Origin of the sequence: Marinobacter sp. EhC06, assembly GCF_001650915.1 — a bacterium.
Lineage (GTDB): Bacteria > Pseudomonadota > Gammaproteobacteria > Pseudomonadales > Oleiphilaceae > Marinobacter.
This window is the reverse complement of the sequence record NZ_LXYO01000019.1, coordinates 1-23,918: the sequence shown is the minus strand read 5'-3', so window position 1 is coordinate 23,918 and position 23,918 is coordinate 1. Positions and strand designations below refer to the sequence as shown.

The window sequence follows — 23,918 nt, the reverse complement described above, 5'->3', positions numbered from 1 at the left end:
CACATGAAGTTTCCAGAACCCCTCGTTGAAGGCCGGCTTATCCGCCGCTACAAACGCTTCCTGGCAGACGTGCGGCTGCCGGATGGCTTGGAGGTAACCGCCCACTGCCCGAACACCGGCTCCATGCTGGGCTGTCAGCCGGAGGATGCCCGGGTCTGGCTCAGCCGAAGCGACAACCCCAAGCGCAAGCTCCAGTACACCTGGGAACTGGTAGAGACGTCGCCGGGGCAGCTGGCCTGCGTCAACACCGCCCGGCCTAACAATCAGGCCCGGGAGGCCGTGCTGGCGGGTACTGTGGTTGAGTTGGCCGGTTATCCGGAGTGCCGCGCCGAGGTCAAATATGGCACGGAGAAAAGCCGGATTGACCTGCTGCTTTCCGGCCATGACACGGCTGCCGATGCCTGGGTGGAGGTCAAGAATGTCACGCTGGCGGAGGATGGTCAGGGCTTCTTCCCGGATGCGGTGACCGAGCGCGGCCAGAAACACCTCCGTGAGCTGATGGCCCAGGTCCAGCAGGGTGATCGCGCGGTGTTGTTTTTCGTGGTCAATCACACCGGCATTCAAACCGTCCGTCCGGCCGACCATATCGATCGCAAATACGGTGAGCTGCTGCGGCAGGCCTGCGACGCGGGTGTGGAAGTGATCGCCTATCGCGCCGATTTGAGCGAGAGCGATGGCACGCCAACGGGCGTATTGACGCTGACCGAATCGGTGCCGGTTATTCTGGAAGTCTGATCTCGATCTGGCCGTCCCGCTCCCGCAGGGCCAGCTGGGTGAGTGCATCGCCCTGGCAGGGGCCGGCAATGCATTCGCCGTCGGTGGGCTTGAACAGGGCACCGTGGGTCGAGCACTGGATGAACAGGTTGTCGGAATCCATGAACCGGCCCGGTATCCAGTTCAGCTCGACGCCCAGATGCGGGCAGATATTCAGATAGGCGCGGGGCGTACTGCCATCGAGGAACAGGAAGCCGGTTAACGGCATGCCTTCCGGCTCCCGGGCCTTCTCCCGGAGCCGGAATTCGACAAATTGGCCCGGTGCCAGCTCGGATGCGGGACAGACGGGCTGCCAGGCGTTTGGGTTACTGTTCATTTTGGCAAGATGGCGTAGCGCATGCGGGTCCCGTGGTTCAGGGACATGACGATTTCATCGGCGTCCAGGCGGTGCGGAAAATAGCAGCCGGAAATCTTGGCGCTGGCGATGCTTGAGCCTTCCATCCTGGATTTCGAGAAGTCCACACCCCGCAGGTCGGCTCCGCGAAAGTAGGCGTGACGGAAATCCAGCCCTTTGGCGTCCATCCCCCTCAGATCCAGGCCCCGGAAATCGCCATGGGCGAAACTGGGCAACTCCGTGAGCTTTGCCTTTTCGGCATTGAATGCCTGGATGTCCTCGCTACGAAGAATATCGTAGAGCGGATGGCTGATCTGATGTACTTCGTGTTCGCTTTTATCGTCCATACCGAACCTCGCACTCGCCCCATAGGCGCCTGATGTTGTTCTTAACCGGCTTTGCCGCCGGGAATGCCCAGATGTTGCCGGATACGGTCAGCCACGGCTTCCGCAACATGCTCCTGATCGGTGTGAAGATGGATGGTGTGGCTCTTCTCATCCGCGGTCAACGGCTCAAACCAGGTTTGCTGGGCGTCCAGCAATTCCTCGGTTGCCTCGGAGGCATCACCCTTGCGATTGCGGATCCATTCCCGGCGCAGATCTTCCGGTGCCTCGCAATGAATAAGGGCAAAGGGTACACCTTGATTTTCGGCTACGGATGCCAGCAATGACCGCTCTTTCTGTTTCAGGCTGGCGGCGTCCACAATCACCGGGAAGCCGGCTGCCAGAACGTGACTGGCAAGCTTGGCCAGCCGCTGATAGGTCTTCTCTGTTGCTTCCTCGGTGTACAGGTTGCCACCGGTCGGTGAGCGGGAGCTCTCCAGTGGCGCCAGCCCGTGCAGCCGCTTGCGCTCGACATCGGAGCGCAGGCGTATCAGCCCCAGCTCGTTCGCCATGGCGGCGCTGACGCAGGTCTTGCCGCTGGCGGATAGCCCGGTGGTTGCCAGCAGGTAGTGGTTGGGAATAGTGCCGTAATCCTCTGCCAACTGGGCGTAGTCGCGATAGCGCTGCATCAGGTCGGCTTTTTCTGTGTCGGTGATTCCGGGATTGCCCATGGTGAACAGCGCGATCTTGGCGCGCACCATGGCGCGGTAGGCCTTGTAGAGGGGCAGCAACGGCAGCGCCTCGAAGTCATCCCGGTATTCCAGGTACGTATTGAGCACCTGGTTGGCCAGGGCGCTTTCCCCACGGGACTCCAGATCCATCAGCAGGAAGGCGAGATCGTTGATGACATCGATCCAGCGAAAGGGTTCGTTGAATTCGATGCAGTCGAAAACGGTGACCTCACCCTCGAAGCGGGTGATATTCGCCAGATGCAGGTCGCCGTGGCATTCCCGGACCATACCGCTGGCGCGGCGTTGGGCGATCAGCTCCCGGTGCCGCTCGAAGGTGGATTCGGTCCAGGCCTGTAGGTTGTCGAGCTGCATAAGCAGATCCGAATCGTCAATCATCGGACGGATCTGGTCGAAGTTTTCTTGCATGGCGGCAAACACCGCTTCCGGGGTGCCGAGCGGTTTGTCATCTGGCACTGGCGGCAACTGGTCGTGGAAGGCGGCGACCTGACGGGCAAGATCGGTCAACAGTTCGGGTGCCAGATACCCCTGTTCCTGCAGGCGATCGAAAAGCTGATCCTGGCCGAACTGGCGCATCTTGATGGCGTATTCGAAAGCTTCGCCCTCGCCACCGAGGACCGGGTTTTCCGGCGTACCAGTGATGGGCACAACTTCTAAATACAGTTTTTCGGCGAGCCGTCGATTGAGCCTGAGCTCCTCCTCGCAGAAATGCTTTCGGCGATCAAGGGTGGAGAAGTTCAGGAAGCCGAAATCCATGGGCTTCTTGATTTTGTAGGCGTAGTTACCGGTCAGGATCACCTGAGAGATGTGAGTTTCGATAACCTGAAAGCCATCGACAGGATGGTCGTACAGGTCTGGATTCTGCATCGACAGAATCAGATTGCCTGGGGATGTCTCACTCACCGTGTTCTCCTCGCGTTCCCTGAACTCATTGATTTTTCTTGCCCTATCATAACGGGCAGATTACAGAAATAACACATGGTTGGCCTGCCTTACTCACCGCTCCCTTCGTTATAATCGCGCCATGAAAAAATCTAAAGCATCCTCCAGCCCCAGGCGAAAGCCCTCCAGACGTTCTTCGAACAACGGTCGTCGGCCGTGGTTCTGGCGTTTTATGTTCCGGTTATGTGCCATCGGTCTCGTTTTGCTGGCAGGCTGGATGGTTTACCTTGATGCCGTGGTGACCTCCCGTTTCGAGGGCCGGCGTTTTGAAGTCCCGTCCCGGGTGTACGCCCGTCCGCTGGAGCTTTTCGATGGTGCCAGCGTCAGTGCCAGTGCTCTCGAACGGGAGTTGAGCCTCTCCGGTTTCCGCAAAGGCGACGGCAAAAAATCCGGCAGTTACCAGCGCAGTGGCAATCGCTTCGTCATCAGTACACGGGGCTTTTCGTTCCCGGACGGCGATGAGCCTCGGCGCCGGATCTCTTTGTCGATCTCGGGCGATCGGGTTCAGGGCTTTTCGGTGATTGAAGGCGACAACGCCCCGATTGTCAGGCTTGAGCCCGCCCAGATTGGCGGTATTTATCCGGCACATAAAGAAGATCGGGTACTGGTTCAACTGGATGAAGTGCCTGCGTTATTACCAACCACCCTGATGGCGGTGGAGGATCGCAACTTTTACGATCATTTCGGCATTGCGCCTCTCTCCATCGGTAGGGCCATGCTGGCCAACATCCAGGCCGGGCGAATCGTTCAGGGTGGCAGCACGCTGACCCAGCAGTTGGTGAAGAACTTCTTCCTTACTCGCGAGCAGACGCTGGTGAGAAAGGCCAACGAAGCCCTGATGTCGGTGTTGCTGGAGTTGCACTATGAAAAAGACGACATCCTGGAAACCTACCTGAATGAGGTCTACCTCGGACAGGCCGGCACACGCAGCATTCATGGTTTCGGTCTGGCCAGCCAGTTCTATTTTGGTGAATCCCTGAAGGATTTGGATGTGCATCAGATCGCGTTGCTGGTTGGCATGGTAAAGGGGCCCAGCTACTACAATCCGCGCCGTCATCCCGAGCGTGCTACAGAGCGGCGGAATCTGGTGATTTCTGAAATGGAACAGGCAGGCCTGATTGAGCCGGGCCGCGCGGCCAGGGCCCGTGGATTGCCGCTGGGCGTCAGCGAGAGGCCGTCTTATTCAGAAAATCGTTACCCCGCCTACATTGATCTGGTCAGAAGGCACTTGGCGCGTGACTACAAGGAAGAGGATCTCCGCAGTGAAGGTCTGCGAATCTTCACTACCTTGAACCCCGCTATCCAGTATGCGGCGGAGTATGCGGTAACCGATACCCTCCCGAGGCTGGGCGGCGGGCAGAATGCCGAAGCGCTGGAGGCCACTCTCGTGGTAACCGCGAAGGATTCCGGGGAGGTGCTGGCCCTGGTGGGTGGCCGGGACCCGCAATTCGCCGGTTTCAATCGGGCACTGGATGCCAACCGCCCCATCGGCTCGCTGATCAAGCCGTTTATCTACCTGTCGGCCCTGCAGGAGCCGGAAAGGTATACCCTGACCACGCCGGTGCTGGATAAGAGTTTTACCCTGGAATTCGATGATGGCAAACGCTGGCAGCCCAAGAACTACGATGGTGAGGAGCGGGGCGAAGTTCCCTTGCATAAGGCTCTGTCACACTCCTATAACCTGCCGGCCGTGCGCGTCGGGCTGGATATTGGTGTGGACCGGGTGCGAGAGACTCTGACGGCGTTCGGGGTTGATACCCCGATTTCCCGTTACCCGTCGATGCTTCTGGGCTCGGTTTCAATGAGCCCGGTGACGGTTGCGCAGATCTATCAGGGGCTGGCGACCTCAGGCTTCAATACCCCGCTGCGAACCATCCGGGAAGTGACGGATGCCGGCGGTGAGGCCTTATCCCGTTACAGCCTGGAAGTTGAGCAGGTTGCCGATCCCTCCGCCGTGCACCTGGTGCAATACGCCATGCAGGAAACCATGCAGGAAGGGACAGGCCGTTCTGCCTACTACACAGTGCCCCAGGAACTCACCCTCGCAGGCAAGACCGGAACCACCGACGATGGCCGGGATTCCTGGTTTGCCGGATTCAGTGGCGACCTGCTTGCAGTGGCCTGGGTCGGGCGCGATGATAACGGCCCCACATCATTGACCGGGGCCAGTGGCGCCTTGCCGGTTTGGTCGAGGTTTATGGCGCAGGTTCCACAGCACGGCTTTTCGCCTGTGGTGCCCGACGGAGTAAATTATCACTGGGTGAATTCGGAGCAGCAGGCACTGACGGACGAATACTGCGATAATGCCCGACTGTTGCCGTACATTGCCGGCAGCGAACCCACGCAGACAATTTCGTGCTCCGGAAATCTGGAACGTCGTATCCGGGGCTGGTTTGAAGGACTGTTTCAATGATTGACCGTATTTCGTTAAGGACTGCCCTGATCGCCACGCTGCTGTCCGTGGCCGGTTGTGCTTCCGGGCCAGGAGGCGGAATCTACGTGCCGATCGGCAGTGAGCCGGCCAAGGCGCCGGAACCACCCAGAACCAGTACTGATAGCGAAGAAAGCGAAGCCCCCGTGTGGCGCAAGAGCGAACAGCCAGAGGCGGCTCCGGAAACCCGGGAACCTTCCCGTTCCAGTTCCCCCAGCTATCGGGAAACCGGGGATGGCCTTTCGCCCGCGGCGCTCAGCCTAGTGCGTGAGGCCGATCAGCTGTTGGCACAAGGTAACGTCTCAGGGGCCATCGCCCGTCTGGAGCGCGCACAGCGGATTGCTCCCCGTTCTGCCGAGGTGTATTTCAAACTGTCTGAAGCCTATGTGGCGGGTGATCAGCTGGGCTCAGCAGAGCAGTTCACTTTGAAGGGCTTGTCCCTGGCCGGAAGTGATACCCGGTTGCAGCGAGCAGGTTGGCTGTTGCTGGCGGATATCCGTCGTGCTCGCGGGAATGTGGCGGGTGCGGATCAGGCGGAGGCGAGAGCCGCCGCGCTGTGACTCTGTTTTGCTCGGCAGGCGGTGCCCGTTGTTCAGAGACCGCCTGCCGGGGAAACGGCTTATTCTACAAGAGGAATCAGCTCGGCTTCGGTTGTCTGGTTGGCAACAACCTCAAGGCTCTGTGTTCCCTCGAAGTCTAGGTTGTCATCCTGCTCGTTGTTATCCTCTTGGCAGCTGTAACTGATGGTGTAGTTACCCTCTGGCAGGAATGCTGCCGTGTAGCTGTAGAGGCTTGATTCATCGTCGAGCTCAACCGGTACAATCATCAGAGGATTGCCTTCCTCGTTGTTTACGTTCAGATCCGAGGTTTCGGCATTCTCACCGGAGAAGACGTAAACAGCGCCGTCGTACTGACAGTCAGCCAGAGTTTCATCCGCCATACGAGTGGAAGTGATTTGGGCGACGTCCACCTCACCACGTATAGAGCCAACCTCAAGGTTATTGACCAGTCTCAGGGACGGTTTCAGCATATAGTTAGCCAGGGCGTTACCCTGCGGGTCGACGATGGACTTGCGCACGTCGAAGTCGATGGTGAAATTGGTAGTTGTGTCTGCGGCCACCAGGAAATTGCCCTTCAGCTTTAGGCCACTTTGCTCGCCAGACGGCACTGCCAGTGTGTACTCGCTGTCACCTGTAGATTCGAGCTTTACGAAGGAGTTGTCCGTGTCGACAATCAGCCGAAGCTCGGTGTAGGTGCCGGCAGGTACTTCTTCATCCGTAATCAGTGGTTCGCTCAGGCCACCCTGAAGATCCAGCAGGTTTACCTGTTCGAACCCCTCAAGAGGAAATTCCACCCATTGACCATTCTCGGGCTTCAAACGAATTTCCGTGAACGCAATGGTGACATTGCTCAGGTCCATGGCCGGGGCATCGGTAATTCCGAAGGAAACCGTGCCGGTGCCCGAAGACGCTGAACTGTCGCTACCACTGCCACCACAGGCCGCCATGCCTGCAGCAAGCGTCGAAATGGCAAGAAGTTGGATCGAACGTTTCATATAAACCTCCAAGGTTTATTTGCTGGAATCATAGCGAAGCAACATCGCTACCTGACCCCTATACCACGCACTTGTTGGGAGCAGAGTTCCGGGATTTTTGTTAACGTTCCCTAATGTCCCGGCAATCGTTGAATTGTCAGATCGGGAATTCGGCAAATGCATCGGCCCAGCTATTTGATATAGACTGCGCCGCTGGCATGAACCCACGCAGGTAAACAACGGCTTTGGCAATTTTTCCTTTCAAGCCCTCGAAGTCCCGGCGTTTTGACGCCCTGGTGAAGCCCCACTTGGACGCCATGTACCGGTTTGCCTACCGTTTGGCCGGTCAGCAACAGGATGCCGAGGATCTGGTTCAGGATGTCGTGGTCAAGCTATTCCCAAAGCTTGATGAGCTGGAAAGCGTTGACCAGTTACGGCCCTGGTTAAACCGGGTGCTCTACCGGCAGTTTATCGACCAGGTTCGGCGTAAGAACCGTCAGAGTGACCGCCCGTTGACCGAGTTGGTCGGTACGGAAAGCCAGGCTGACTGGCTGGACAGTCTTGAGTCGGACAACGTTGGACCGGATCTGCAACTGGAGCAGTCTCGCCTGGGGCCGGTTTTGGACCGGGTGATGATGACCCTGACACCCGATCAGCGAACCCTGTTGTTGCTTCATGATGTGGACGGCTGGCGCCAGGAGGACATCGCGGAGGTGCTGGACATCCCGCTGGGGACCGTAAAATCGCGGCTACACAGGTGTCGGGCGGCCCTGCGAAAGAAATTGCAGCGGGAGCTGGAACCAATTGAACCGGCTGGACGTGTGGGGGAGTGAGGTGAAGACAATGTCCTGCAACGAAATCCGGGTGGATCTACCTGCCTACATCAACAACCAGCTTTCTGCCCCCGCTCATGACCGGGTGGAAGAGCATATTGCTGGCTGCCTGGCGTGTCGCGAGTGGCTTGCCTCGGAGCGCGATCTGAACCGGGCGTTGCAGGAGCAATTTAGCATCCCTGAGCCGTCTCCTGATTTCCACAACCGTGTCTTGTCGTCTGCCCGAGGCGCAGCCAATCCGAAGTCCGGATGGAGTCACGGGGCGCTGGGTGGTGCCATTGCGGCGGCTCTTGCCCTGGGTATTGGCCTGGGTTTTCTGTTCCAGCCCGATAAAGTGAATGACAACGCCGAGCCTGTTGTCGCGTCGTCGGAAAATGCCGCTGAAAACCCGGTATCCGGCATTACCGAACCTGTTGAGAAAACCGTGCGCCTTGCCTTCCGTTCCGGTGAAGCCCTGGAAAACGTTACGCTTACCCTGGAGCTACCACCGAATGTGGAGCTGGCCTCCTGGCCAGGGCATCGTGAACTTAGCTGGAAGGTAAGCCTCAATGCAGGGGAGAACGTCTTGTCGCTACCCCTGAAGCTCCTCTTTCCCGGTGCCGGTGAGTTGGTGGCCCGACTGGACACCGGAGATCGCCAGAAAACCTTTCGGGCCCCGATTCCCGACTACCCACAACGAACGGGCGAGGATCCCGAATCATGACAGGTGACAGGTTTGCAGTGAGCGTAAAAGTGGTCGGGTTGCTGGTGATCGGGTTTGGGGTGCCAGCGACAACACTGGCTAATGATGATCTGGATGTTACCATGCGCATGGTGACTGACGATGCAGAGCTCACCGATTCGGTCGTGCGGGAAATTGAGTTGCCCCGTGCTATTGAAAGACCCGACAATCCGGGTAAGTCTGGCTCCCCGGGGCTGGATGCGGCCAGTGAAGCCCGAGAAAGGGGGCGCGAGTTTGGTGAATCCATGTCCGAAAAAGCCAGGCAATCCCGAGAGCTGATCAAGGGTAAGCCTGAGTTGCCGGAGCGTCCGGAACGCCCGGAGCTGCCGGATGCACCAGGGCTGGATCGCTGAAGCCGGAGATGTAACCGTTCCTGCCCCGCGTGGATTAATCCGGAGAAACCTGTTTGCTGGTATTTTGGCGCGCCCTGTCCCTGTTCCTTTTTTTAGTGCCCACAATGAATCTTCAGGCGGCGGAAACAGAAGCCGGCATGGAGGATTTCCGTGCCGGCGTTGAAGCCTTTGAAGCAGGAGACCTGAACGCTTCGAAACAGCGCTTCCAGAGCGCCATTGATGCAGGCCTCTCATCCCCCTCTCTTTTCTACAACCTCGGCGTTGTCTGCTATCAGCTGGGCGATTATGTCGCCGCTGAATCGGCCTTCCGTGCCTTGCTGGATGACTCCGACGGCGCCCTGGCGCGCTATAACCTTGGTCTGGTTGCGCTTGCCCGGGACGAGCCTGTCGAAGCCCGGCACTGGTTCGAACAGGCCTCGGCAGAGAGTGCTCCGGATAAAATCCGGGCGTTGGCCCGGGCCCAGCTGAATAAACTGGCCGGCGGAGTCCCGCCGTCGGCCAGCGAGCCCTCCTTTCGTGGCTATCTGGGCATCTCCGGCGGTTACGATTCCAATATTGCCGGCTTGCCCGAGGATACGGCGTCCAGTGAGGGTGGCGGTTTCCTCGAAGCACTGGCTGCGGGAAACTACGAACGACCAGTCGGCGCCCGCTCCAGAATCGCACTCGATGTGGCCGCCTATTCCCGCGAACACCCATCCAACCACGAATACGATACCCGGGTATTACAGGGACGGATAGGCTGGTCCGAGACCCTGACTGAAGGTGAACGCGGGGCACTGGTGTCGTTGGTGAAATCCTGGTTCGACAGTGAATCCCTTGAAACCCGATCCGGCATTGAGGGGTTTTATCGTTGGCGGCAGTGTTCGCTACCGGCAGCCCCTGACCAGTGCGGAATAATTCTGGCCGCCGCTACCGTGAACGGTGGTTCCGGGTTCGAGGCCTATGACGGTCAGTGGTATCGGGCGCGCCTCCATGCGCTCAAGTACCTTGGATCCTGGCGGTTCGACGGCGAATACTCCCTGGAGATCAATAACCGTCGGGATCTGCGAACCGCCGATGAATTTGTCAGTGTCTCTCCCACCCACCACACCCTGGAGGTTGCCGGTCGCTATCGCTGGCATCCTGACCTGGCTCTCGGAACAACAGGCTCGGTTCGCCACAGCCGATACCAGGATGCCCATCAGGTGGTGACCGCAGTTGGTGAGAGCGGCCTCCGGGAGGATAACCGTCTGGAGATCGGATTGCTGGCGGAGAAGTCTCTGGACAGCCGTTGGCTGGTCCGGGGGGAGTGGCTGGTTCGGGACAACAGAAGCAGTCTGTCCCAGTATGATTATCAGCGCCAGACGCTGATGTTGACCCTGGAAGGGGCCTTCTAGCTCTGCAACGCACAGCCAGAAGGCCAGCTAACCATTACAGTCCGGCGTTCCTCAGGCGATTGGCGTGTTGCTTGAAAACCGCTTTCGGGTCTGTCTCGAACAGGCTGTGCAGCCCCAGGGCCTGATTCACTTCGTCCAGATGGTTCATGAAGTAATTATCCCGGATCACCTTGCCAAATCGACTGCTGCAGCGGCCCACCAGGCCGTCGTTCTGGCTGAAGCCGAAGGCCAGGCTGGTGGTGCCCAGAAGCGCGTCGGATGGATCCAGGACGTTGGTCAGAACCCCCGTACCGCCCCAGGAATAGAAGCGGACGCCGTTTGCCGAGTAGGCACCTTCACCGCAGGCGGTGGTTGGAATGCCGGCAGGGGCAAAATTGTTGAACTCGGCGCTGCCCTGGGTGGTCAGGGACTGCAGGCTGGAACGCAGGTCCTGGTTGTAACCGCCACCGGAGAGCAGGTCGATCAGCCCGCCCAGCGCATTACCCAGACTGGCTGCGAGGCTTTCGGCAGGGGAGCCGTAGATCAGGTCGGCAACCGGCGAGCCTTTATGGGGCGAGCCAACGGACGTTACCGAGGCAACCAGATCCGGCCGCACCCTGGCAATGTAACGGGCCGTGGGGCCACCATGGCTGTGGCCAATCAGATTGACCTTGCCATGCACCGCGGCGATGGCCTGTACCTGCGGCAGCAGGGCTTCCCCGCGAGCGATGGTGCTGTCCAGGGCCGGCACCTGGGTGGTGTAGACATCGGCGCCGTATTTGCGTAGATCCTCCGCGACCCCGTACCAGTAATCCACGCCGGCAATGGAGTCAAAGCCGAACATACCGTGCACCAGCACAACCGGGTAACGGGTATCTGTGTAGTTTGAAGGGGTAGAGTCCCACCACCAGGCGGCAGAGGGTGCGGACCAGGCCACAGTGAGGGCGAGGGCCAGTGCTTGGATCCAGAGTTTCATTGTCGTTCCTACAGTTTGATGTTGTGTTTGTTATTCAAACTGCGGCTCAACCTAACGGGTTGCTCCAGAGACTATCTTCTCGTACTGCATCTGCAACATGGCAGATCGAGTGCTTCCGTGCGCTGACTTGATTCTTGTCTTTGTTAGATTGGTGCCGTCAGAGCATCTCGGTAGAGATTAGATCAACATTTGATCAGTCGGGGTGGTAAGTCAACGGCAGAAGAGGCCAGGAGGGTGTGTTCGCCGTAGAAGTGTGACGCTCGTCACTGAGGTGGCCCCGCAGGACAGGCTGAGACCTGCGGGGTCGTCGGTGGGGAAGAGTCGAAAGATCAGAGCGTCGCCATGACCTTTTTTGCTGCCGCTATGGTATCGGCGATGTCCTGTTCTGACAGTGCAGCCGTGGTGAAGCCGGCCTCAAAGGCTGAAGGTGCCAGATAGACGCCTTCCTTCAGCATGCCCTGGAAGAACTTCTTGAAGCGTTCGACTTCACAGGCCATTACCTGGTCAAAGCGGGTGACAGAGGTTTCCTCGGTGAAGAAGAACCCGAACATGGCGCCGGCACTCTGCACCGTCAACGGGATGCCGGTGGCGTCAGCGGCTTCTTTCAGGCCATCGCGAACGGCATTGGTTTTCTCGGTCAACCGGTCGTGGAAACCGGGTTCGGAGATCGCATTCAGCGTTGTCAGGCCGGCACACATGGCGAGGGGGTTGCCGCTCAGGGTACCTGCCTGGTAAACCGGGCCGAGTGGCGAAATGTGCTCCATGATTTCCCGCTTGCCGCCAAAGGCGCCGACCGGAAGGCCGCCACCGATCACCTTGCCCAGGGCCGTGAGATCGGGGGTAACACCGTAGAGTCCCTGGGCACCGCCGAGGGAAACCCGGAACCCGGTCATCACCTCGTCGAAGATCAACACAGTGCCATGCTCGTCGCACACTTCCCGAAGCCCTTCCAGGAAACCCGGAACCGGCGGAATGCAGTTCATGTTACCGGCCACCGGCTCAACGATAATGGCAGCGATCTGGTCGCCCATCTCCCGGAAGCATTCCCGAACGCTGTCCATGTCGTTGTAAGTCAGCGTGATGGTGTGCTCGGCCAGGCTGGCTGGGATGCCCGGGGAGTTCGGTACACCCAGGGTGAGCGCGCCGGAGCCGGCTTTTACCAGGAGTGAATCCACGTGGCCGTGGTAATTACCCTCAAATTTTACGATCTTGTCGCGACCAGTGTAGCCCCGGGCGAGTCGAACGGTGCTCATGGTGGCTTCGGTGCCGGAATTAACCATGCGTACCAGTTCGATGGAGGGCACCAGTTCGCACACCTTCTTGGCCATCTCGGTTTCGAGGGCGGTGGGTGCGCCATAGCCAAGGCCCAGGTCGACCTGGGCGTGCAGGGCATCCTTGATTCGCTGGTCACCGTGACCAAGAATCATGGGGCCCCAGGAGCCGATGTAATCGATGTAGCGCTGATCGTCTTCGTCGTAGAGATAGGCGCCCTGGGCGTGTTTGAAGAAAATGGGCGTACCACCGACACCGCGAAACGCCCGGACCGGAGAATTCACGCCACCGGGGATGTATTTCTGGGCCTGCTCGAACAGGGTTTCGGAGTGCGTCATGGATCTGGGCTCCTGTTATTCGGGAAGTGAAAAAAGTGGGTGATGGCTTGCGAACAGGCGTTCAAAAGCTTTGGCTCTCAGCTCAATGTCATCAGTGGCTCCGCCAAACAGGCCGCCAACCACGGCAAGCATGTCGGCCCCGGCGCGAATCAGGGGTTCGCCGTTTTCCACAGTTACACCGCCAATGGCGGTCAGCGGGCGCCCGAAATTCTTGGCTTCGGTCAGCACCCCGGGGGATGCTGCCGGTGCTCCGGGTTTGGTCGACGACGTATAGAAGCGCCCGAACGCCAGGTAGTCGGCACCTGCCTCCAGTCCGGCCCGTGCTAATGCCAGATCGGCGTGGCAGGTTATGCCGATAATGGCCTGGTCACCGAGTAGTTCGCGGGCGGCGGTCAGCGAGCCGTCCGTCTGCCCCATATGGACTCCGGCAGCGCCCACGCGTTTCGCCAGCTCCGGATCGTCGTTGATCAGCAACGGGACGCCTGCGTTCTGGCAAACTGCCTGCAGGTTCCTGGCCTGGCTAAGTCTCTCGGCCATCGACGCGTGTTTCTCGCGATATTGTACCATGACCGCGCCGCCGCGAAGCGCTGCCTCAATCGATTCGATCAGTGTTTCCGGTGGAGTGAGCGCGCTGTCCGTGATGGCGTAGAGGCCCGGACGAAGCCCTTTACTCATCGTTCCCACAGAATACCTCGATCCGGGACCGGCTGGCCTTTGCCCACTTCCAGAGCGTGCAGTATGGCGCGATGAACGTAGTTCTGGGCCTGGGAGATGGCGGCGCGTGGGGACAGACCGGAGGCCCTGCCGGCGGCAATCGCCGCGGCCAGGGTACAGCCGGTGCCGTGATACTCGCCGCCGATACGTTCAACCTCCCAGCGCATGGGTTCAGGCGCGTGATTGTACAGGGTGTTGATAATGTGAACGCCAGTGCCGTGCCCTCCGGTGGCCAAAACCGATTCACACCCGCCTTGCAACAGGTTGTCGGCGGCCTGATCAGGGTTATCGCTGCCCCCGAGCATCGCCAGCTCGATACCGTTTGGCGTAATCATCTCTGCCAGAGGAAACAACTTCTCTTTCATGGCGCTGACCAGTGCGTCATCGGCCAGGTCACCCCCACCTGCGGCCTTGATCACCGGGTCGGTAATCACTGGTATACCGGGGTGTTCACGGATGAACTCCACCAGCACATCCACCACCGCAGCGTTGCCCAGGGCGCCGGTTTTAATGGCGTGAATGGGGGTGTCTTCAGCAAGGCACTGGAGTTGCTGGCGAATCAGGTCTGCGGATACCGGCTCGGCGCCATACACGTTGCGGGTATCCTGAACGGTGAGGCACGAGAGAACCGGCAAGGGATGGCAGCCCAGCGAGGTGACTGCCTGAATGTCGGCCTGAATCCCGGCGCCGCCGGATGGGTCGAGGCCGGAAAGAATAAGAACCTGGGGTCGGGTAAAACGTTTAATGACTCAGCTCCTCAAAACGGTTTGACAACTGCCAGGATAACAACGGCCAGCAGGATCAGGACCGGCAGCTCATTGAACCAACGGTAAAACACGTGGCTTCTGGTGTTCTGGTCGTCCCGGAAGACCTTTACAAGGTGTCCGCAATAAAAATGGTAAACAATCAGAATTGCCACCAGTAACAGCTTGGCATGCATCCAGCCCTGGCTGAAATAGCCGGATGCATTGTAACTGATCAGCCAGACGCCGAAGACAAAGGTTGCGACCATCGAGGGTGTGGTAATGCCGCGGTAAAGCTTGCGCTCCATGATCTTGAAGCGCTCACGACCGGGCTCGTCCTCGCAGGCGGCATGGTAGACGAACAGCCTGGGCAGGTAGAAGATGCCGGCGAACCAGCACACCAGTGAAATAATATGGAAGGCTTTCACCCAAAGCATTCGTCAGCTCCGTCGGTATTGGTAGTAACTCTCGATATCGGCTTTCAGCACCACGCCATAAACCCGCTGGATCATGGGCGCCACGTGACGTTGTACGTAAAGGGCCTCGGCGTTAGTTGCATCGAACTCATTCAAGGCTTCCTCCAGGGTGGCCTGGTACTGTACCGGGGCAACGTCACGACGATTGGCGGGAATGTCCATCAGGTCGATGGACTCCGGTGGTTCGACTTCCTCCTCGGCCACCAGCTTTTCCGTATCCTCCAGGTATCTCGCCAGATCGACGGCCGGTAACAGGGCGGTGGGCCCGCTACTGCCCTCAACGACCAGCCACTTTGGCTCGGATTTCAGGGCCTTTCGTGCCTCTTCGACGCTCAGGTGCCGCTCGGTGCGTAGTATACTTCGGTCCATGATGGCACCAACCGATACCCGCCGGAGGGCCTGAATTACCGGGGAATTCTGGTAGCTCAGCCCCTGGTTCTTGAGGATGGTCAGGAACAGTGATTTCTTGCCGAAGGCCTCGCTGGTGACCAGGCTCGAGGTGGTAATGATAAGCATACCCGGAAGGATGATGTTGGGATTTCGCGTGAGTTCCATCAGCGCCATCAGGGCAGCGAGCGGCGCCTGAAGCACGGCACCCATCATGGCGCCCATTCCCAGCATGGCGTAAAAGCCAACCGATGATGCGTGTTCCGGCAGAATCTGTGCGCCAATCAACCCCATGGCACCGCCCAGGGTTGCCCCCATGAACAGCGTGGGACCAATCACTCCACTTGGCATGCCCAGACCAATGGAAAGCGAGGTGATCACCAGCTTGGCGGCGCCAGCTCCGAGCAATAGCCAGAACCCCAGCTCCCCATTAATGGTTTCGTTGACTGTGTCGTACCCGATACCCATGGTTTCCGGAATGAAAATGGCGAATGGCACCATCAGAAGGCCCGCAATGGTAATGCGCAACAAAACCGGACGGTGGTGGTGCTTGCCCATGGTGTCGACCAGCTGGATAAACAGCGCCGCAGCGATGCCGATAATCACGGCAATGGCCAGTATCCAGGGGATCTCCGTCAACGAGTTCATGGTCAGCGCCGGCACGCTGAAGGCCGGTTCTGCGCCATACACCGCCTGGGTAACAATCGCTGCGCTTACCGCCGCCAGAATGATTGGTGTGAAACCCGCAATGGTGTATTCCATCATCACCACTTCCATGGCGAAAATGACACCTGAGATCGGCGTGTTGAATGACGCTGAAATGGCCGCCGCACAGCCGCAGGCCACCAGTGTCCGGATGCTGTTGTTCGGCAGGCGCATCCATTGTCCCATCAGGCTCGAAAAGGCCGCGCCCAGGTGCACGGCCGGCCCCTCACGACCTGCCGACTGGCCGCTGACCACGGTGGCCACCCCCGAGATAAACTGCACAATTGCGCTGCGTATGGAGATGTAGCCCTGATGGTAGTTCAGGCGCTCCATAACGTGAACGATCCCGACCTTGCGGTCGTGGGTGGCCAGGCGGTGCATCAGCAAGCCCAGGCCGAGCGCCCCGGCGAGCGGGAGAAGCCCCCGGGTCAGCAGATTCAGTTCCTCGAAGGATTCGGAGCCATTGCCTGGAAGAAAATGCTCGAGCGGCCACTCAATGGCCAGGCGGAACACCAGGATGACGCCACCGGTAATCAACCCGGACAGCAGGCCGAGCACGGCCAGTTGCGGCAAAGCATCAACACCGGATAACCGGCGCCGGAAAACAGGGATCAGATGCTCGGTAATCTGGTGCCAGATTTTCTGCATGAGGCCAGAGGTCCGGTGGATTTGGGTGGACTGTCAGAAGGATTCTGACAACATTGTAACGGTCGCCCTGAGGGCTGCAATAAGTCATTGGTTTATCATGGTAGACTACGGCGTTAAAGCTCTTAATTCTGATACGACGTCGCTGGAGAAAATGGTGATTAAAGTAGGCATCGTTGGTGGCACCGGCTACACCGGTGTGGAACTGCTGAGAATCCTCGCGGTTCACCCTGAAGTTTCGGTCAGTTGCATTACCTCAAGGTCTGAGGCGGGCATGCCGGTAGCGGATATGTACCCCAATTTGCGAGGGCACTACGACCTGGCGTTTTCTGAGCCTGACGTAGCCGTGCTTGGAGCCTGCGATCTGGTGTTCTTCGCAACGCCCCATGGCGTAGCCATGAGAATGGTTCCGGAACTGATGTCGGCCGGCGTGCGTGTAGTGGATCTGTCCGCCGATTTTCGTCTGAAGGATCTGGATGTGTGGGCTAACTGGTACGGCATGGCCCATGAAAGCCCGGAATGGGCTGAAAAAGCGGTCTATGGTCTGCCGGAAGTGGTGCGGGACGAAATACGTGCGGCTCAGCTGGTTGCCAACCCGGGTTGTTACCCCACCGCGGTTCAACTTGGTTTCCTGCCTTTGCTGGAGCAAGGGTTGGTAGATCCTGCCCGGTTGATTGCGGATGCCAAATCCGGCGCCAGCGGCGCCGGCCGGCAGGGCAAGATTGGCATGCTGCACGGTGAGGTTGGTGAAAGCTTCAAGGCCTATGGCGCCTCTGGCCATCGCCATCTGCCAGAGATTCGCCAGGGACTGTCCGGCGCGGCCGGCAGCGATGTGGGCGTGACTTTCGTTCCCCATCTGATTCCAATGATTCGTGGCATTGAAGCAACACTCTACGCCGAGCTGAAAAATCCGGCCGATTTTGATCGGCTGCAGGCGTTGTTTGAAGAGCGTTTTGCCGACGAGCCTTTTGTCGATGTCATGCCTTTTGGCAGCCATCCGGAAACCCGCAGTGTGCGCGGGGCGAACCAGTGTCGTATGGCGCTGCACAGGCAGGAACAGAGCAACATCGTGATTGTCTCCTCTGTGATCGACAACCTGGTGAAAGGCGCGGCGGGGCAGGCGGTTCAGAATATGAACATCATGTTCGGCCTGAAAGAAACCATGGGGCTTGAGGCCCCGGCGCTGCTGCCTTGATGCACAGGGAAAGATTGTGAGCGAACAGCGAAAGCCTGCTGAAGAGTATGTCGTTATTCGCCATCGCCCCGGTTATCGCCTGCGCAGAACGGCCATTCTGCTGGTTTTTACCGTTGTTGCGGCGATTGCCGGCTATGCAACCGGTCTGGCTCAGGGTGGTTTCCGGTTCTCCAATGCTGAGGAGTCCAACCAGGTACTGGAGAATGAAGTCGAAACGCTGCGAGAGGATTTCCGCAAGGCCCGGCAACAGCTGATCAACCTGGAACGAGGGCGCGCAATTGATGAGCAGGCTCTTAACCAGGCGCGAAAAACCATCGTCGATCTGGAAACCCGCATTGGATCACTGCAATCGGACCTGACCTTCTATAAAAACATCATGGCGCCTTCGGAAACCAGCAAGGGGCTCCAGGTTGACAGTTTTACGCTGGTTCCGGCCCGTAATCGGGATAGCTATGACTTCAAGTTGGTGCTGACCCAGGTCGGCAACAACAAGAGCTACATTTCCGGTGTGGTGGCGGTCAATGTCATCGGTTTGCGTGATGAAGAAAAAGAGGTCATCGCTTTGCGTGATCTCTCGGAGGATATAGCCGATCTCGGTGTGAAATTCCGTTTCCGGTATTTTCAGGACGTTGAAGGTTCGCTGAAATTGCCGGAAGAATTTGAGCCGCTTGAGATCCAGGTGGTAGCCCAGGCGGAGGGAAGAAAATCCTCGCAAGCCGAGCGCACCTTTAACTGGGACGATTTAACGGAGAACTGACATGCTTGGCAAGAAAAAGCAGAAACCGCGCCGGCCCACCGGCCATTTTGACACTCTGATTTCCTCTCGGACTACCGTGGAAGGGGATGTGCATTTCAGCGGTGGGCTTCACGTGGATGGCCGTATTCGCGGGAAGGTGGTTGCTGATGAGGGCACTGACGCGGTGCTCAGGGTTTCGGAAGTTGGCGAAGTGACAGGCGATATCAACGCGCCCCACGTCATTATTAACGGTACTGTGAACGGTGATGTTTACGCATCGGCGCATCTTGAACTGGCGGAAAAAGCCTCTATCAATGGTAGCGTGTACTACAACCTGATCGAGATGGCGATGGGTGCCTCGGTGAACGGAAATCTGGTACATCAGCGGGAACCTGTCGGTCTGCTATCCCAGGATGCCAAATCTGCCGGATCCGGGCACAAGCAGGTTGCCAACGGTGATGAGGACTCGGGATCCGAGGAGTCGGCCGATGGTGGAAAGTCCGAATAGTTGATTGTTTTAGTCAGGAATACCATAATCGCCTGAGTTGTTCACGATAATCCGGAGGCGAACTTGAGCGCAGTTCAGCAACAAATGGCCACACCGCTGTTCTTTAGTGACAGTGCCGTTGCCAAAGTACGTGAGTTGATCGAGGAAGAAGAAAACCCCGAACTCAAACTCCGTGTCTTTGTCACGGGCGGGGGCTGTTCCGGATTTCAATACGGCTTCTCGTTTGATGAACACCAGGATGAGGAAGACACTGTGATTGAGCGCGATGGTGTCTTTCTTCTGGTTGATCCGATGAGCTACCAGTATCTGGTGGGCGCCACCATTGATTATCAGGAAGGCCTGCAGGGATCTCAGTTTGTGGTCCAGAACCCCAATGCCAGCTCCACTTGCGGGTGTGGCAGTTCCTTCTCCATCTGATTGGCAAAGGCTTCAGGCCGGGTAGATGGCTCCCAGGATGCGAGGGCCGGCCGCCCCGGTCACGTCCGGCAGGTTCCCGGGCTTCCCTTCGAGCGCCTGCTTTGCCAGCCATGCGAACGCCACAGGTTCCACCATTTGAGGGTCCACACCCAGTTCCGAGGTTAGTGAGAGTCGGGCTTCAGGCAGTGCCTTGCCCAGCTCTTCCATCAAGAGCGGGTTTCGCGCCCCACCGCCGCATACGTAAACCCGAAGGTCTGCGGTCTCAGGCAGCTGATTAACGACGCTGGTAACGGTCAGTTGTAGCAAAGTCCTCTGGATATCTTCCGCTGGAATGCCCGGGTGGCGACTTACCAGTGTTTTGACCCAATCAAGATTGAACCGCTCTTTGCCCGTGCTTTTTGGGGGTGCCTTCGAGAAGTAGGCATCGGAAAGCATGTCATCAAGCAGCTCCTGGTTGACTGAACCTTCTTTGGCCCAGTGGCCATCGCTATCAAACGGAAGCCCGGTCTGGTCCAGACACCAGGCATCCATCAATGCATTGGCTGGGCCCGTGTCGAATCCGGTTGCCGGCAGGTCCGCGCTTGCCGGAAGCCAGGTGATGTTGGCAATGCCCCCGAGGTTGAGAATGCAGCGGTTCTCGGTATCCAAACTGAAAAAGGCCTTATGGAAGGCTGGAACCAGCGGAGCACCCTGGCCTCCCGCGGCCATATCCCTTCTTCGGAAATCTGCGACCGTTGTGATGTTTGTGGCTTCGGCAACCACGGAAGGATTGCCGATCTGGATGGAGAAAGGGGCTGTGCCGGAGGGTTGGTGGCGAATCGTTTGGCCGTGGCTGCCAATGCCGCGAATCGTCGTTCGGTCAAAGCCGGAAGATTGAATAACCTCATGCGCCGCCTCGGAAAACAGCGTGCCGACCAGAGTGTCTAGTTCACCGACCTCGTCGGGTGCGGCCTGATTCTGGCTGGCGGCAAGCAGGCGGTGGCGAATATGATCGGGGTAGGGAGTGGTGTGCGAGGCGTGGATCTTAACGGTGTTGTTCTGGAACGACACCAGCACGGCATCAATGCCATCCATGCTGGTGCCCGACATCAACCCTATCCAGGATTCCATTCTTCGTTCAGTCGTCTGAAGCCAGTGCGAGTTGCTGGTAGCTCTCGCGGAAAACGTCAAACTGGGCGATTCGTTGTTCGGTGAACTTCTTGAATCGAGCCATTTCGGAAGAAGGAATGGGCTTGGCATCCGGCAGCTTGACGGTGCGCGAGTTACGCGGCGACCCGTTCAGCCTGAACTCGTAATGCAGGTGTGGGCCAGTGACCATTCCAGAGGAGCCGACGTGGCCGATAGTCTGGCCCTGCTTGACCCGGGTGCCATTCTTGATGCCTTTGCCCAGTCGGCTCATGTGAGCATAAAGGGTGGTGATGTTGTCACCGTGCTGGAGGATAACGGTTCTTCCGTAACCACCCTTCCAGCCGGCAAATTTTACCCGTCCTGAACCTGCGGCTTTGATTGGGGTTCCAGGAGGCGCTGCATAGTCGGTGCCCTCGTGGGGGCGGACAACGTCGAGCACCGGGTGGCGGCGCTGAAGGTTGAACGGAGAAGATATCCGGGCATTTATCGGCGTGCGCAGGAATGCCTTGCGCATGCTCTTGCCATCCGGGGCGTAATAATCAGCGTCGCCGTTGCTGTCTGTGTAGAGCAGAGCAAGGTTTTCTTCACCACGGTTAACAAACCTGGCAGACAGGATTCGACCGGTGTCGAACTTTTCGCCGTCCAGGTAGAGTTCCTCGTAAACCACTTCGAACTGGTCGCCCTTCCGGACATCGTAAACAAAGTCGATATCCCAGCCAAAGATGCCTGCCAGCTCCATGGTCAGGCGGTCATTGAGGCCCGCATCACGAGCGGCAAGATACAAAGAGCCGTCGATAGTGCCGGACGCAAAGGCCGGCCGTGCTTCCGGTTTGCGAACTTCAGTCTCGCCGCTGAAGCTATCACCCTCTTTCGTAATCTTCAGAGTCTCCAGAAGGTTTCGTTGCAGATCAATGGCTGCTAGTGAGCCGTCTTCGGAGGTGGCAAAGCGAATAGTTTCGCCAGCGTACAGTCGCTGTAGCTTGTCCGCCTCGCCGTCGCCGTGAATCACGGAGAGCATAATGCCGTCATTGAAACCGGCTTTCTTGAACAGAGAAGAAAGGGTGTCGCCGGACTTGACTGCGAAGGTTTGCCAGTCGAGCTCGGGCTCTTTCGGGGCGGCGGGCAATTCCGGCGCAGCAAGGTTCGCCTGCTGGCTGGCTTCTGTCACAACCTCTGATTCGGATACTTCCGGCTGGGTTTCTGTGACAGGGGCGGCCGGGGTTGTCGCCTGCACTGTCGAGGCGCCTGTTTCAGAAACGGTGCCCTGCTCCAGATCCAGAGCGTAGGACATCCTTTTCGCTTCAACGTTGCTGCTTGGGCTCATAAGGACGGCGGCGGTAACAACAACCGTGGCCGCAGCAGCAATGGTAATGTGAGTTTTGGGAAACATTTTTAGCACGTATCGCACCCGTTTTAATCGGCATTACGGCAGCTTGTACTACCTAATTAAAGCTGTTGTTCAAGTATAGTCCAACAGATTACCGTATAAAATGCATGCGGGACAGCGTGGAACATTACGGTTACTGTTCCATCCTCCGGATTTCTTTTGACAGCGTTGTTATAATGCGCCGCCCTGCAAACTCGGTGTTGGTCAATTTCTGGTCAGCTTACTGTAGCAGGGGGACAGGTAACTCACAGATTTCTTTTGTTGAAGTCTGTAACTGACAGAATCTTTCCAAGATCAAAGCGGGGACGTGTTGTTCATGGCATCCATTGATGAAGCGTTGGCGATAATCAAGCGAGGCGTAGACGAACTCATTCCGGAAGATGAGCTTATCGAGAAACTGAAGGAAGGTCGTCCGCTCCGGATCAAGGCGGGTTTCGATCCCACGGCGCCCGACCTTCATCTTGGGCACACGGTTCTTATTAATAAGCTTCGCCAGTTCCAGGATCTCGGTCACGAAGTGATGTTTCTGATTGGAGACTTCACCGGGATGATCGGGGATCCCACTGGCAAGAGTGCCACACGCCCTCCTTTAACGGAGCAGCAGGTTGCCGAGAACGCAGTTAGCTATAAAGAGCAGGTGTTCAAAATCCTGGATCCTGAAAAGACGCGCGTCATGTTCAATTCCGATTGGATGAACAAGATGAGCGCCGCCGATATGATCAAGCTGGCGGGGCAGTACACCGTTGCCCGCATGCTGGAGAGGGATGACTTTACCAAGCGTTACAGGGCTGAGCAGGCGATCGCGATTCACGAGTTCCTCTATCCGTTGGTTCAGGGGTATGACTCTGTTGCCATGGAGGCCGATGTTGAGCTGGGTGGGACCGACCAGAAGTTCAATCTTCTGATGGGGCGAATTCTTCAAAAGCACTACGGCCAGTCGCCCCAGGTGATTCTTACCATGCCGATTCTGGAGGGGCTCGACGGTGTTCAGAAGATGTCCAAGTCTCTGGGCAACTATGTGGGCGTGAATGACTCGCCAGGTGAGATGTATACCAAGCTGCTTTCCATGCCGGATGATCTTCTATGGCGTTACTTCGAGCTGTTGAGCTTCCGGCCGCTTGCGGAGGTGGAGGAGTTCCGTAAGGCTGTCGCCGATGGTGCCAACCCGCAGGACTATAAGAAGTTGCTGGCGGAAGAGATTATTACCCGGTTCCACGATGAGGAGGCAGCGCGCACTGCCCACAAGTCTGCCGGTAATCGCGTTGCTCTTGGCGAGATTCCTGATAATGTGCCGACTGTGGAGGTGCCACTGGAAGGGCAGTCAGAGATTCCGATGGCGTCAGTGCTTCGTCTGGCAGGTTTGGTAAAGAATGGCGCGGCAGCCAGAGACGTCCTGGGCCGTGGTGCGGTCTTTGTGGATGGTCAGAAATTCGAAGGCGATCGGATGTTTGTAGAGGGTGATGATTGTGTCATCCAGGCGGGCAAGAAGAAGATCGCCCGCGTTCTGATTACTGCGTGATCGATTTTGGGCGATTTTGAGTTTTTTTCAGAATCGCCGTTGACACCCCCAGGCAGGTCTGTAGAATGCGCATCTCTTTCGAGGGGAGCACCGCTGAGGTGGCTCAGAAATCGAAGGATAACTGTTTGAAAGCGCTGAAGAAAATGAGTTTTAAAAATCTTCAGAAAGCAGTTGACAGGCAAGCAGTTCGCTGTAGAATGCGCGCCTCGAAACAAGCAGTAAGTCGGGTCATTTTTCGGCGCTTTCCGGAAGCGGAAAACATCGAAAAATAAACGGTTGACAAGGCAGCGGAACGATGTAGAATACGCGGCCTTGATTGAGCAACAGCTCAAACGCTCTTTAAAAAGTTGACCAAGTAATTCGTGTGGGCGCTGGCCGAGGTATTTCGGATATGAAATATCAGGACAGTGACTCGTCGAAATT

25 protein-coding genes are annotated in these 23,918 nt (G+C 57.9%); 13 read left to right on the top strand and 12 right to left on the bottom strand.

Annotation, left to right across the window (positions count from 1 at the left end; translation table 11 throughout):
- Positions 1-3 precede the first annotated feature (3 nt).
- Positions 4-735: a DNA/RNA nuclease SfsA gene (gene sfsA / locus A8B84_RS09830; protein WP_064228549.1), complete on the top strand. Its 732-nt coding sequence runs from the start codon at positions 4-6 to the stop codon at positions 733-735.
- Here sfsA and A8B84_RS09825 read toward each other — a convergent pair.
- From A8B84_RS09825 to A8B84_RS09815, 3 genes are read right to left on the bottom strand one after another with little or no spacing between them, the layout of a single operon-like run.
- Positions 719-1,090: a Rieske (2Fe-2S) protein gene (locus A8B84_RS09825; RefSeq protein WP_064228550.1), complete on the bottom strand. Its 372-nt coding sequence runs from the start codon at positions 1,088-1,090 to the stop codon at positions 719-721. The genes sfsA and A8B84_RS09825 overlap by 17 nt on opposite strands.
- Positions 1,087-1,455 carry a pentapeptide repeat-containing protein gene (locus A8B84_RS09820; RefSeq protein WP_064228551.1) on the bottom strand — a complete coding sequence of 123 codons (369 nt, stop codon included), beginning with the start codon at positions 1,453-1,455 and terminating at the stop codon, positions 1,087-1,089. Before A8B84_RS09820 ends, A8B84_RS09825 begins: the two co-directional genes overlap by 4 nt.
- A gap of 41 nt (positions 1,456-1,496) precedes the next feature.
- Positions 1,497-3,047 (bottom strand): bifunctional aminoglycoside phosphotransferase/ATP-binding protein, encoded by a 1,551-nt coding sequence (locus A8B84_RS09815; RefSeq protein WP_227512753.1) that lies wholly within the window; start codon positions 3,045-3,047, stop codon positions 1,497-1,499.
- 157 nt (positions 3,048-3,204) lie between these two features.
- On the opposite strand from A8B84_RS09815, the gene mrcB reads away from it, so the two are divergent.
- The gene (gene mrcB, locus A8B84_RS09810; protein ID WP_064228573.1) at positions 3,205-5,535 is read left to right on the top strand and encodes a penicillin-binding protein 1B; all 2,331 of its coding nucleotides are present in this window, start codon (positions 3,205-3,207) and stop codon (positions 5,533-5,535) included.
- Positions 5,532-6,113 (top strand): tetratricopeptide repeat protein, encoded by a 582-nt coding sequence (locus tag A8B84_RS09805; RefSeq protein ID WP_064228553.1) that lies wholly within the window; start codon positions 5,532-5,534, stop codon positions 6,111-6,113. The genes mrcB and A8B84_RS09805 overlap by 4 nt, the downstream gene beginning before the upstream one ends.
- A 59-nt stretch (positions 6,114-6,172) precedes the next feature.
- Here the strand turns inward: A8B84_RS09805 and A8B84_RS09800 are convergent, their stop codons facing one another.
- Complete coding sequence (locus A8B84_RS09800) at positions 6,173-7,108, bottom strand: DUF4382 domain-containing protein (RefSeq protein ID WP_064228554.1); 936 nt, start codon at positions 7,106-7,108, stop codon at positions 6,173-6,175.
- A 224-nt stretch (positions 7,109-7,332) separates the two neighbouring features.
- Between A8B84_RS09800 and A8B84_RS09795 the strand changes: the two genes are divergently transcribed.
- The 4 genes from A8B84_RS09795 to A8B84_RS09780 all read left to right on the top strand — a co-directional run bounded on the left by A8B84_RS09795 (position 7,333) and on the right by A8B84_RS09780 (position 10,370).
- Positions 7,333-7,920 carry an RNA polymerase sigma factor gene (locus tag A8B84_RS09795; protein ID WP_162841251.1) on the top strand — a complete coding sequence of 196 codons (588 nt, stop codon included), beginning with the start codon at positions 7,333-7,335 and terminating at the stop codon, positions 7,918-7,920.
- Between the two features lie 10 nt (positions 7,921-7,930).
- Positions 7,931-8,623, top strand: a complete 693-nt coding sequence (locus tag A8B84_RS09790; RefSeq protein WP_064228555.1) for an anti-sigma factor family protein — start codon at positions 7,931-7,933, stop codon at positions 8,621-8,623.
- The gene (locus A8B84_RS09785; protein ID WP_064228556.1) at positions 8,620-8,994 is read left to right on the top strand and encodes a hypothetical protein; all 375 of its coding nucleotides are present in this window, start codon (positions 8,620-8,622) and stop codon (positions 8,992-8,994) included. The genes A8B84_RS09790 and A8B84_RS09785 overlap by 4 nt, the downstream gene beginning before the upstream one ends.
- 104 nt (positions 8,995-9,098) lie before the next feature.
- Entirely contained in the window at positions 9,099-10,370 is a 1,272-nt protein-coding gene (locus tag A8B84_RS09780) for a tetratricopeptide repeat protein (protein WP_227512751.1), read from the top strand.
- Positions 10,371-10,404: 34 nt separating this feature from the next.
- Here the strand turns inward: A8B84_RS09780 and A8B84_RS09775 are convergent, their stop codons facing one another.
- The 6 genes from A8B84_RS09775 to A8B84_RS09750 all read right to left on the bottom strand — a co-directional run bounded on the left by A8B84_RS09775 (position 10,405) and on the right by A8B84_RS09750 (position 16,608).
- Positions 10,405-11,325 (bottom strand): lipase family alpha/beta hydrolase, encoded by a 921-nt coding sequence (locus A8B84_RS09775; RefSeq protein ID WP_064228558.1) that lies wholly within the window; start codon positions 11,323-11,325, stop codon positions 10,405-10,407.
- A gap of 329 nt (positions 11,326-11,654) precedes the next feature.
- A complete protein-coding gene (gene hemL / locus A8B84_RS09770) occupies positions 11,655-12,935 on the bottom strand; it encodes a glutamate-1-semialdehyde 2,1-aminomutase (RefSeq protein WP_064228559.1) in 1,281 nt (426 codons plus the stop codon).
- Positions 12,936-12,950: 15 nt separating this feature from the next.
- Positions 12,951-13,610 carry a thiamine phosphate synthase gene (gene thiE, locus A8B84_RS09765; RefSeq protein ID WP_064228560.1) on the bottom strand — a complete coding sequence of 220 codons (660 nt, stop codon included), beginning with the start codon at positions 13,608-13,610 and terminating at the stop codon, positions 12,951-12,953.
- Complete coding sequence (gene thiD / locus A8B84_RS09760; protein WP_064228561.1) at positions 13,607-14,365, bottom strand: bifunctional hydroxymethylpyrimidine kinase/phosphomethylpyrimidine kinase; 759 nt, start codon at positions 14,363-14,365, stop codon at positions 13,607-13,609. The genes thiE and thiD overlap by 4 nt, the downstream gene beginning before the upstream one ends.
- 41 nt (positions 14,366-14,406) lie before the next feature.
- A complete protein-coding gene (hemJ, locus tag A8B84_RS09755; RefSeq protein ID WP_064228562.1) occupies positions 14,407-14,829 on the bottom strand; it encodes a protoporphyrinogen oxidase HemJ in 423 nt (140 codons plus the stop codon).
- A gap of 3 nt (positions 14,830-14,832) precedes the next feature.
- The gene (locus A8B84_RS09750) at positions 14,833-16,608 is read right to left on the bottom strand and encodes a chloride channel protein (protein ID WP_064228563.1); all 1,776 of its coding nucleotides are present in this window, start codon (positions 16,606-16,608) and stop codon (positions 14,833-14,835) included.
- A gap of 154 nt (positions 16,609-16,762) precedes the next feature.
- Between A8B84_RS09750 and argC the strand changes: the two genes are divergently transcribed.
- The 4 genes from argC to erpA all read left to right on the top strand — a co-directional run bounded on the left by argC (position 16,763) and on the right by erpA (position 19,461).
- On the top strand, positions 16,763-17,800 hold the full coding sequence (argC, locus tag A8B84_RS09745) for an N-acetyl-gamma-glutamyl-phosphate reductase (protein WP_064228575.1): 1,038 nt from the start codon (positions 16,763-16,765) through the stop codon (positions 17,798-17,800).
- Between the two features lie 16 nt (positions 17,801-17,816).
- Positions 17,817-18,557, top strand: a complete 741-nt coding sequence (locus A8B84_RS09740) for a DUF6776 family protein (RefSeq protein ID WP_064228564.1) — start codon at positions 17,817-17,819, stop codon at positions 18,555-18,557.
- A 1-nt stretch (position 18,558) separates the two neighbouring features.
- Positions 18,559-19,044 (top strand): bactofilin family protein, encoded by a 486-nt coding sequence (locus A8B84_RS09735; protein WP_064228565.1) that lies wholly within the window; start codon positions 18,559-18,561, stop codon positions 19,042-19,044.
- 84 nt (positions 19,045-19,128) lie between these two features.
- Complete coding sequence (gene erpA, locus A8B84_RS09730) at positions 19,129-19,461, top strand: iron-sulfur cluster insertion protein ErpA (protein ID WP_201257883.1); 333 nt, start codon at positions 19,129-19,131, stop codon at positions 19,459-19,461.
- A gap of 12 nt (positions 19,462-19,473) precedes the next feature.
- Here erpA and A8B84_RS09725 read toward each other — a convergent pair whose 3' ends face one another.
- A complete protein-coding gene (locus A8B84_RS09725) occupies positions 19,474-20,571 on the bottom strand; it encodes an anhydro-N-acetylmuramic acid kinase (protein WP_064228567.1) in 1,098 nt (365 codons plus the stop codon).
- A 7-nt stretch (positions 20,572-20,578) separates the two neighbouring features.
- Entirely contained in the window at positions 20,579-21,988 is a 1,410-nt protein-coding gene (locus A8B84_RS09720; protein ID WP_064228568.1) for an OapA family protein, read from the bottom strand.
- A 304-nt stretch (positions 21,989-22,292) separates the two neighbouring features.
- Between A8B84_RS09720 and tyrS the strand changes: the two genes are divergently transcribed.
- Positions 22,293-23,495: a tyrosine--tRNA ligase gene (gene tyrS, locus A8B84_RS09715; protein ID WP_064228569.1), complete on the top strand. Its 1,203-nt coding sequence runs from the start codon at positions 22,293-22,295 to the stop codon at positions 23,493-23,495.
- Between the two features lie 125 nt (positions 23,496-23,620).
- Positions 23,621-23,767, top strand: a complete 147-nt coding sequence (locus A8B84_RS09710) for a hypothetical protein (RefSeq protein WP_227513979.1) — start codon at positions 23,621-23,623, stop codon at positions 23,765-23,767.
- Positions 23,768-23,918: the final 151 nt, after the last annotated feature.

Coding starts and splice junctions, on each gene's coding strand:
- sfsA (WP_064228549.1), top strand. CDS start 4: ATGAAGTTTCCAGAACCCCTCGTTGAAGGCCGGCTTATCCGCCGCTAC.
- A8B84_RS09825 (WP_064228550.1), bottom strand. CDS start 1,090: ATGAACAGTAACCCAAACGCCTGGCAGCCCGTCTGTCCCGCATCCGAG.
- A8B84_RS09820 (WP_064228551.1), bottom strand. CDS start 1,455: ATGGACGATAAAAGCGAACACGAAGTACATCAGATCAGCCATCCGCTC.
- A8B84_RS09815 (WP_227512753.1), bottom strand. CDS start 3,047: ATGCAGAATCCAGACCTGTACGACCATCCTGTCGATGGCTTTCAGGTT.
- mrcB (WP_064228573.1), top strand. CDS start 3,205: ATGAAAAAATCTAAAGCATCCTCCAGCCCCAGGCGAAAGCCCTCCAGA.
- A8B84_RS09805 (WP_064228553.1), top strand. CDS start 5,532: ATGATTGACCGTATTTCGTTAAGGACTGCCCTGATCGCCACGCTGCTG.
- A8B84_RS09800 (WP_064228554.1), bottom strand. CDS start 7,108: ATGAAACGTTCGATCCAACTTCTTGCCATTTCGACGCTTGCTGCAGGC.
- A8B84_RS09790 (WP_064228555.1), top strand. CDS start 7,931: ATGTCCTGCAACGAAATCCGGGTGGATCTACCTGCCTACATCAACAAC.
- A8B84_RS09785 (WP_064228556.1), top strand. CDS start 8,620: ATGACAGGTGACAGGTTTGCAGTGAGCGTAAAAGTGGTCGGGTTGCTG.
- A8B84_RS09780 (WP_227512751.1), top strand. CDS start 9,099: ATGAATCTTCAGGCGGCGGAAACAGAAGCCGGCATGGAGGATTTCCGT.
- A8B84_RS09775 (WP_064228558.1), bottom strand. CDS start 11,325: ATGAAACTCTGGATCCAAGCACTGGCCCTCGCCCTCACTGTGGCCTGG.
- hemL (WP_064228559.1), bottom strand. CDS start 12,935: ATGACGCACTCCGAAACCCTGTTCGAGCAGGCCCAGAAATACATCCCC.
- thiE (WP_064228560.1), bottom strand. CDS start 13,610: ATGAGTAAAGGGCTTCGTCCGGGCCTCTACGCCATCACGGACAGCGCG.
- hemJ (WP_064228562.1), bottom strand. CDS start 14,829: ATGCTTTGGGTGAAAGCCTTCCATATTATTTCACTGGTGTGCTGGTTC.
- A8B84_RS09750 (WP_064228563.1), bottom strand. CDS start 16,608: ATGCAGAAAATCTGGCACCAGATTACCGAGCATCTGATCCCTGTTTTC.
- A8B84_RS09735 (WP_064228565.1), top strand. CDS start 18,559: ATGCTTGGCAAGAAAAAGCAGAAACCGCGCCGGCCCACCGGCCATTTT.
- erpA (WP_201257883.1), top strand. CDS start 19,129: ATGGCCACACCGCTGTTCTTTAGTGACAGTGCCGTTGCCAAAGTACGT.
- A8B84_RS09725 (WP_064228567.1), bottom strand. CDS start 20,571: ATGGAATCCTGGATAGGGTTGATGTCGGGCACCAGCATGGATGGCATT.
- tyrS (WP_064228569.1), top strand. CDS start 22,293: ATGGCATCCATTGATGAAGCGTTGGCGATAATCAAGCGAGGCGTAGAC.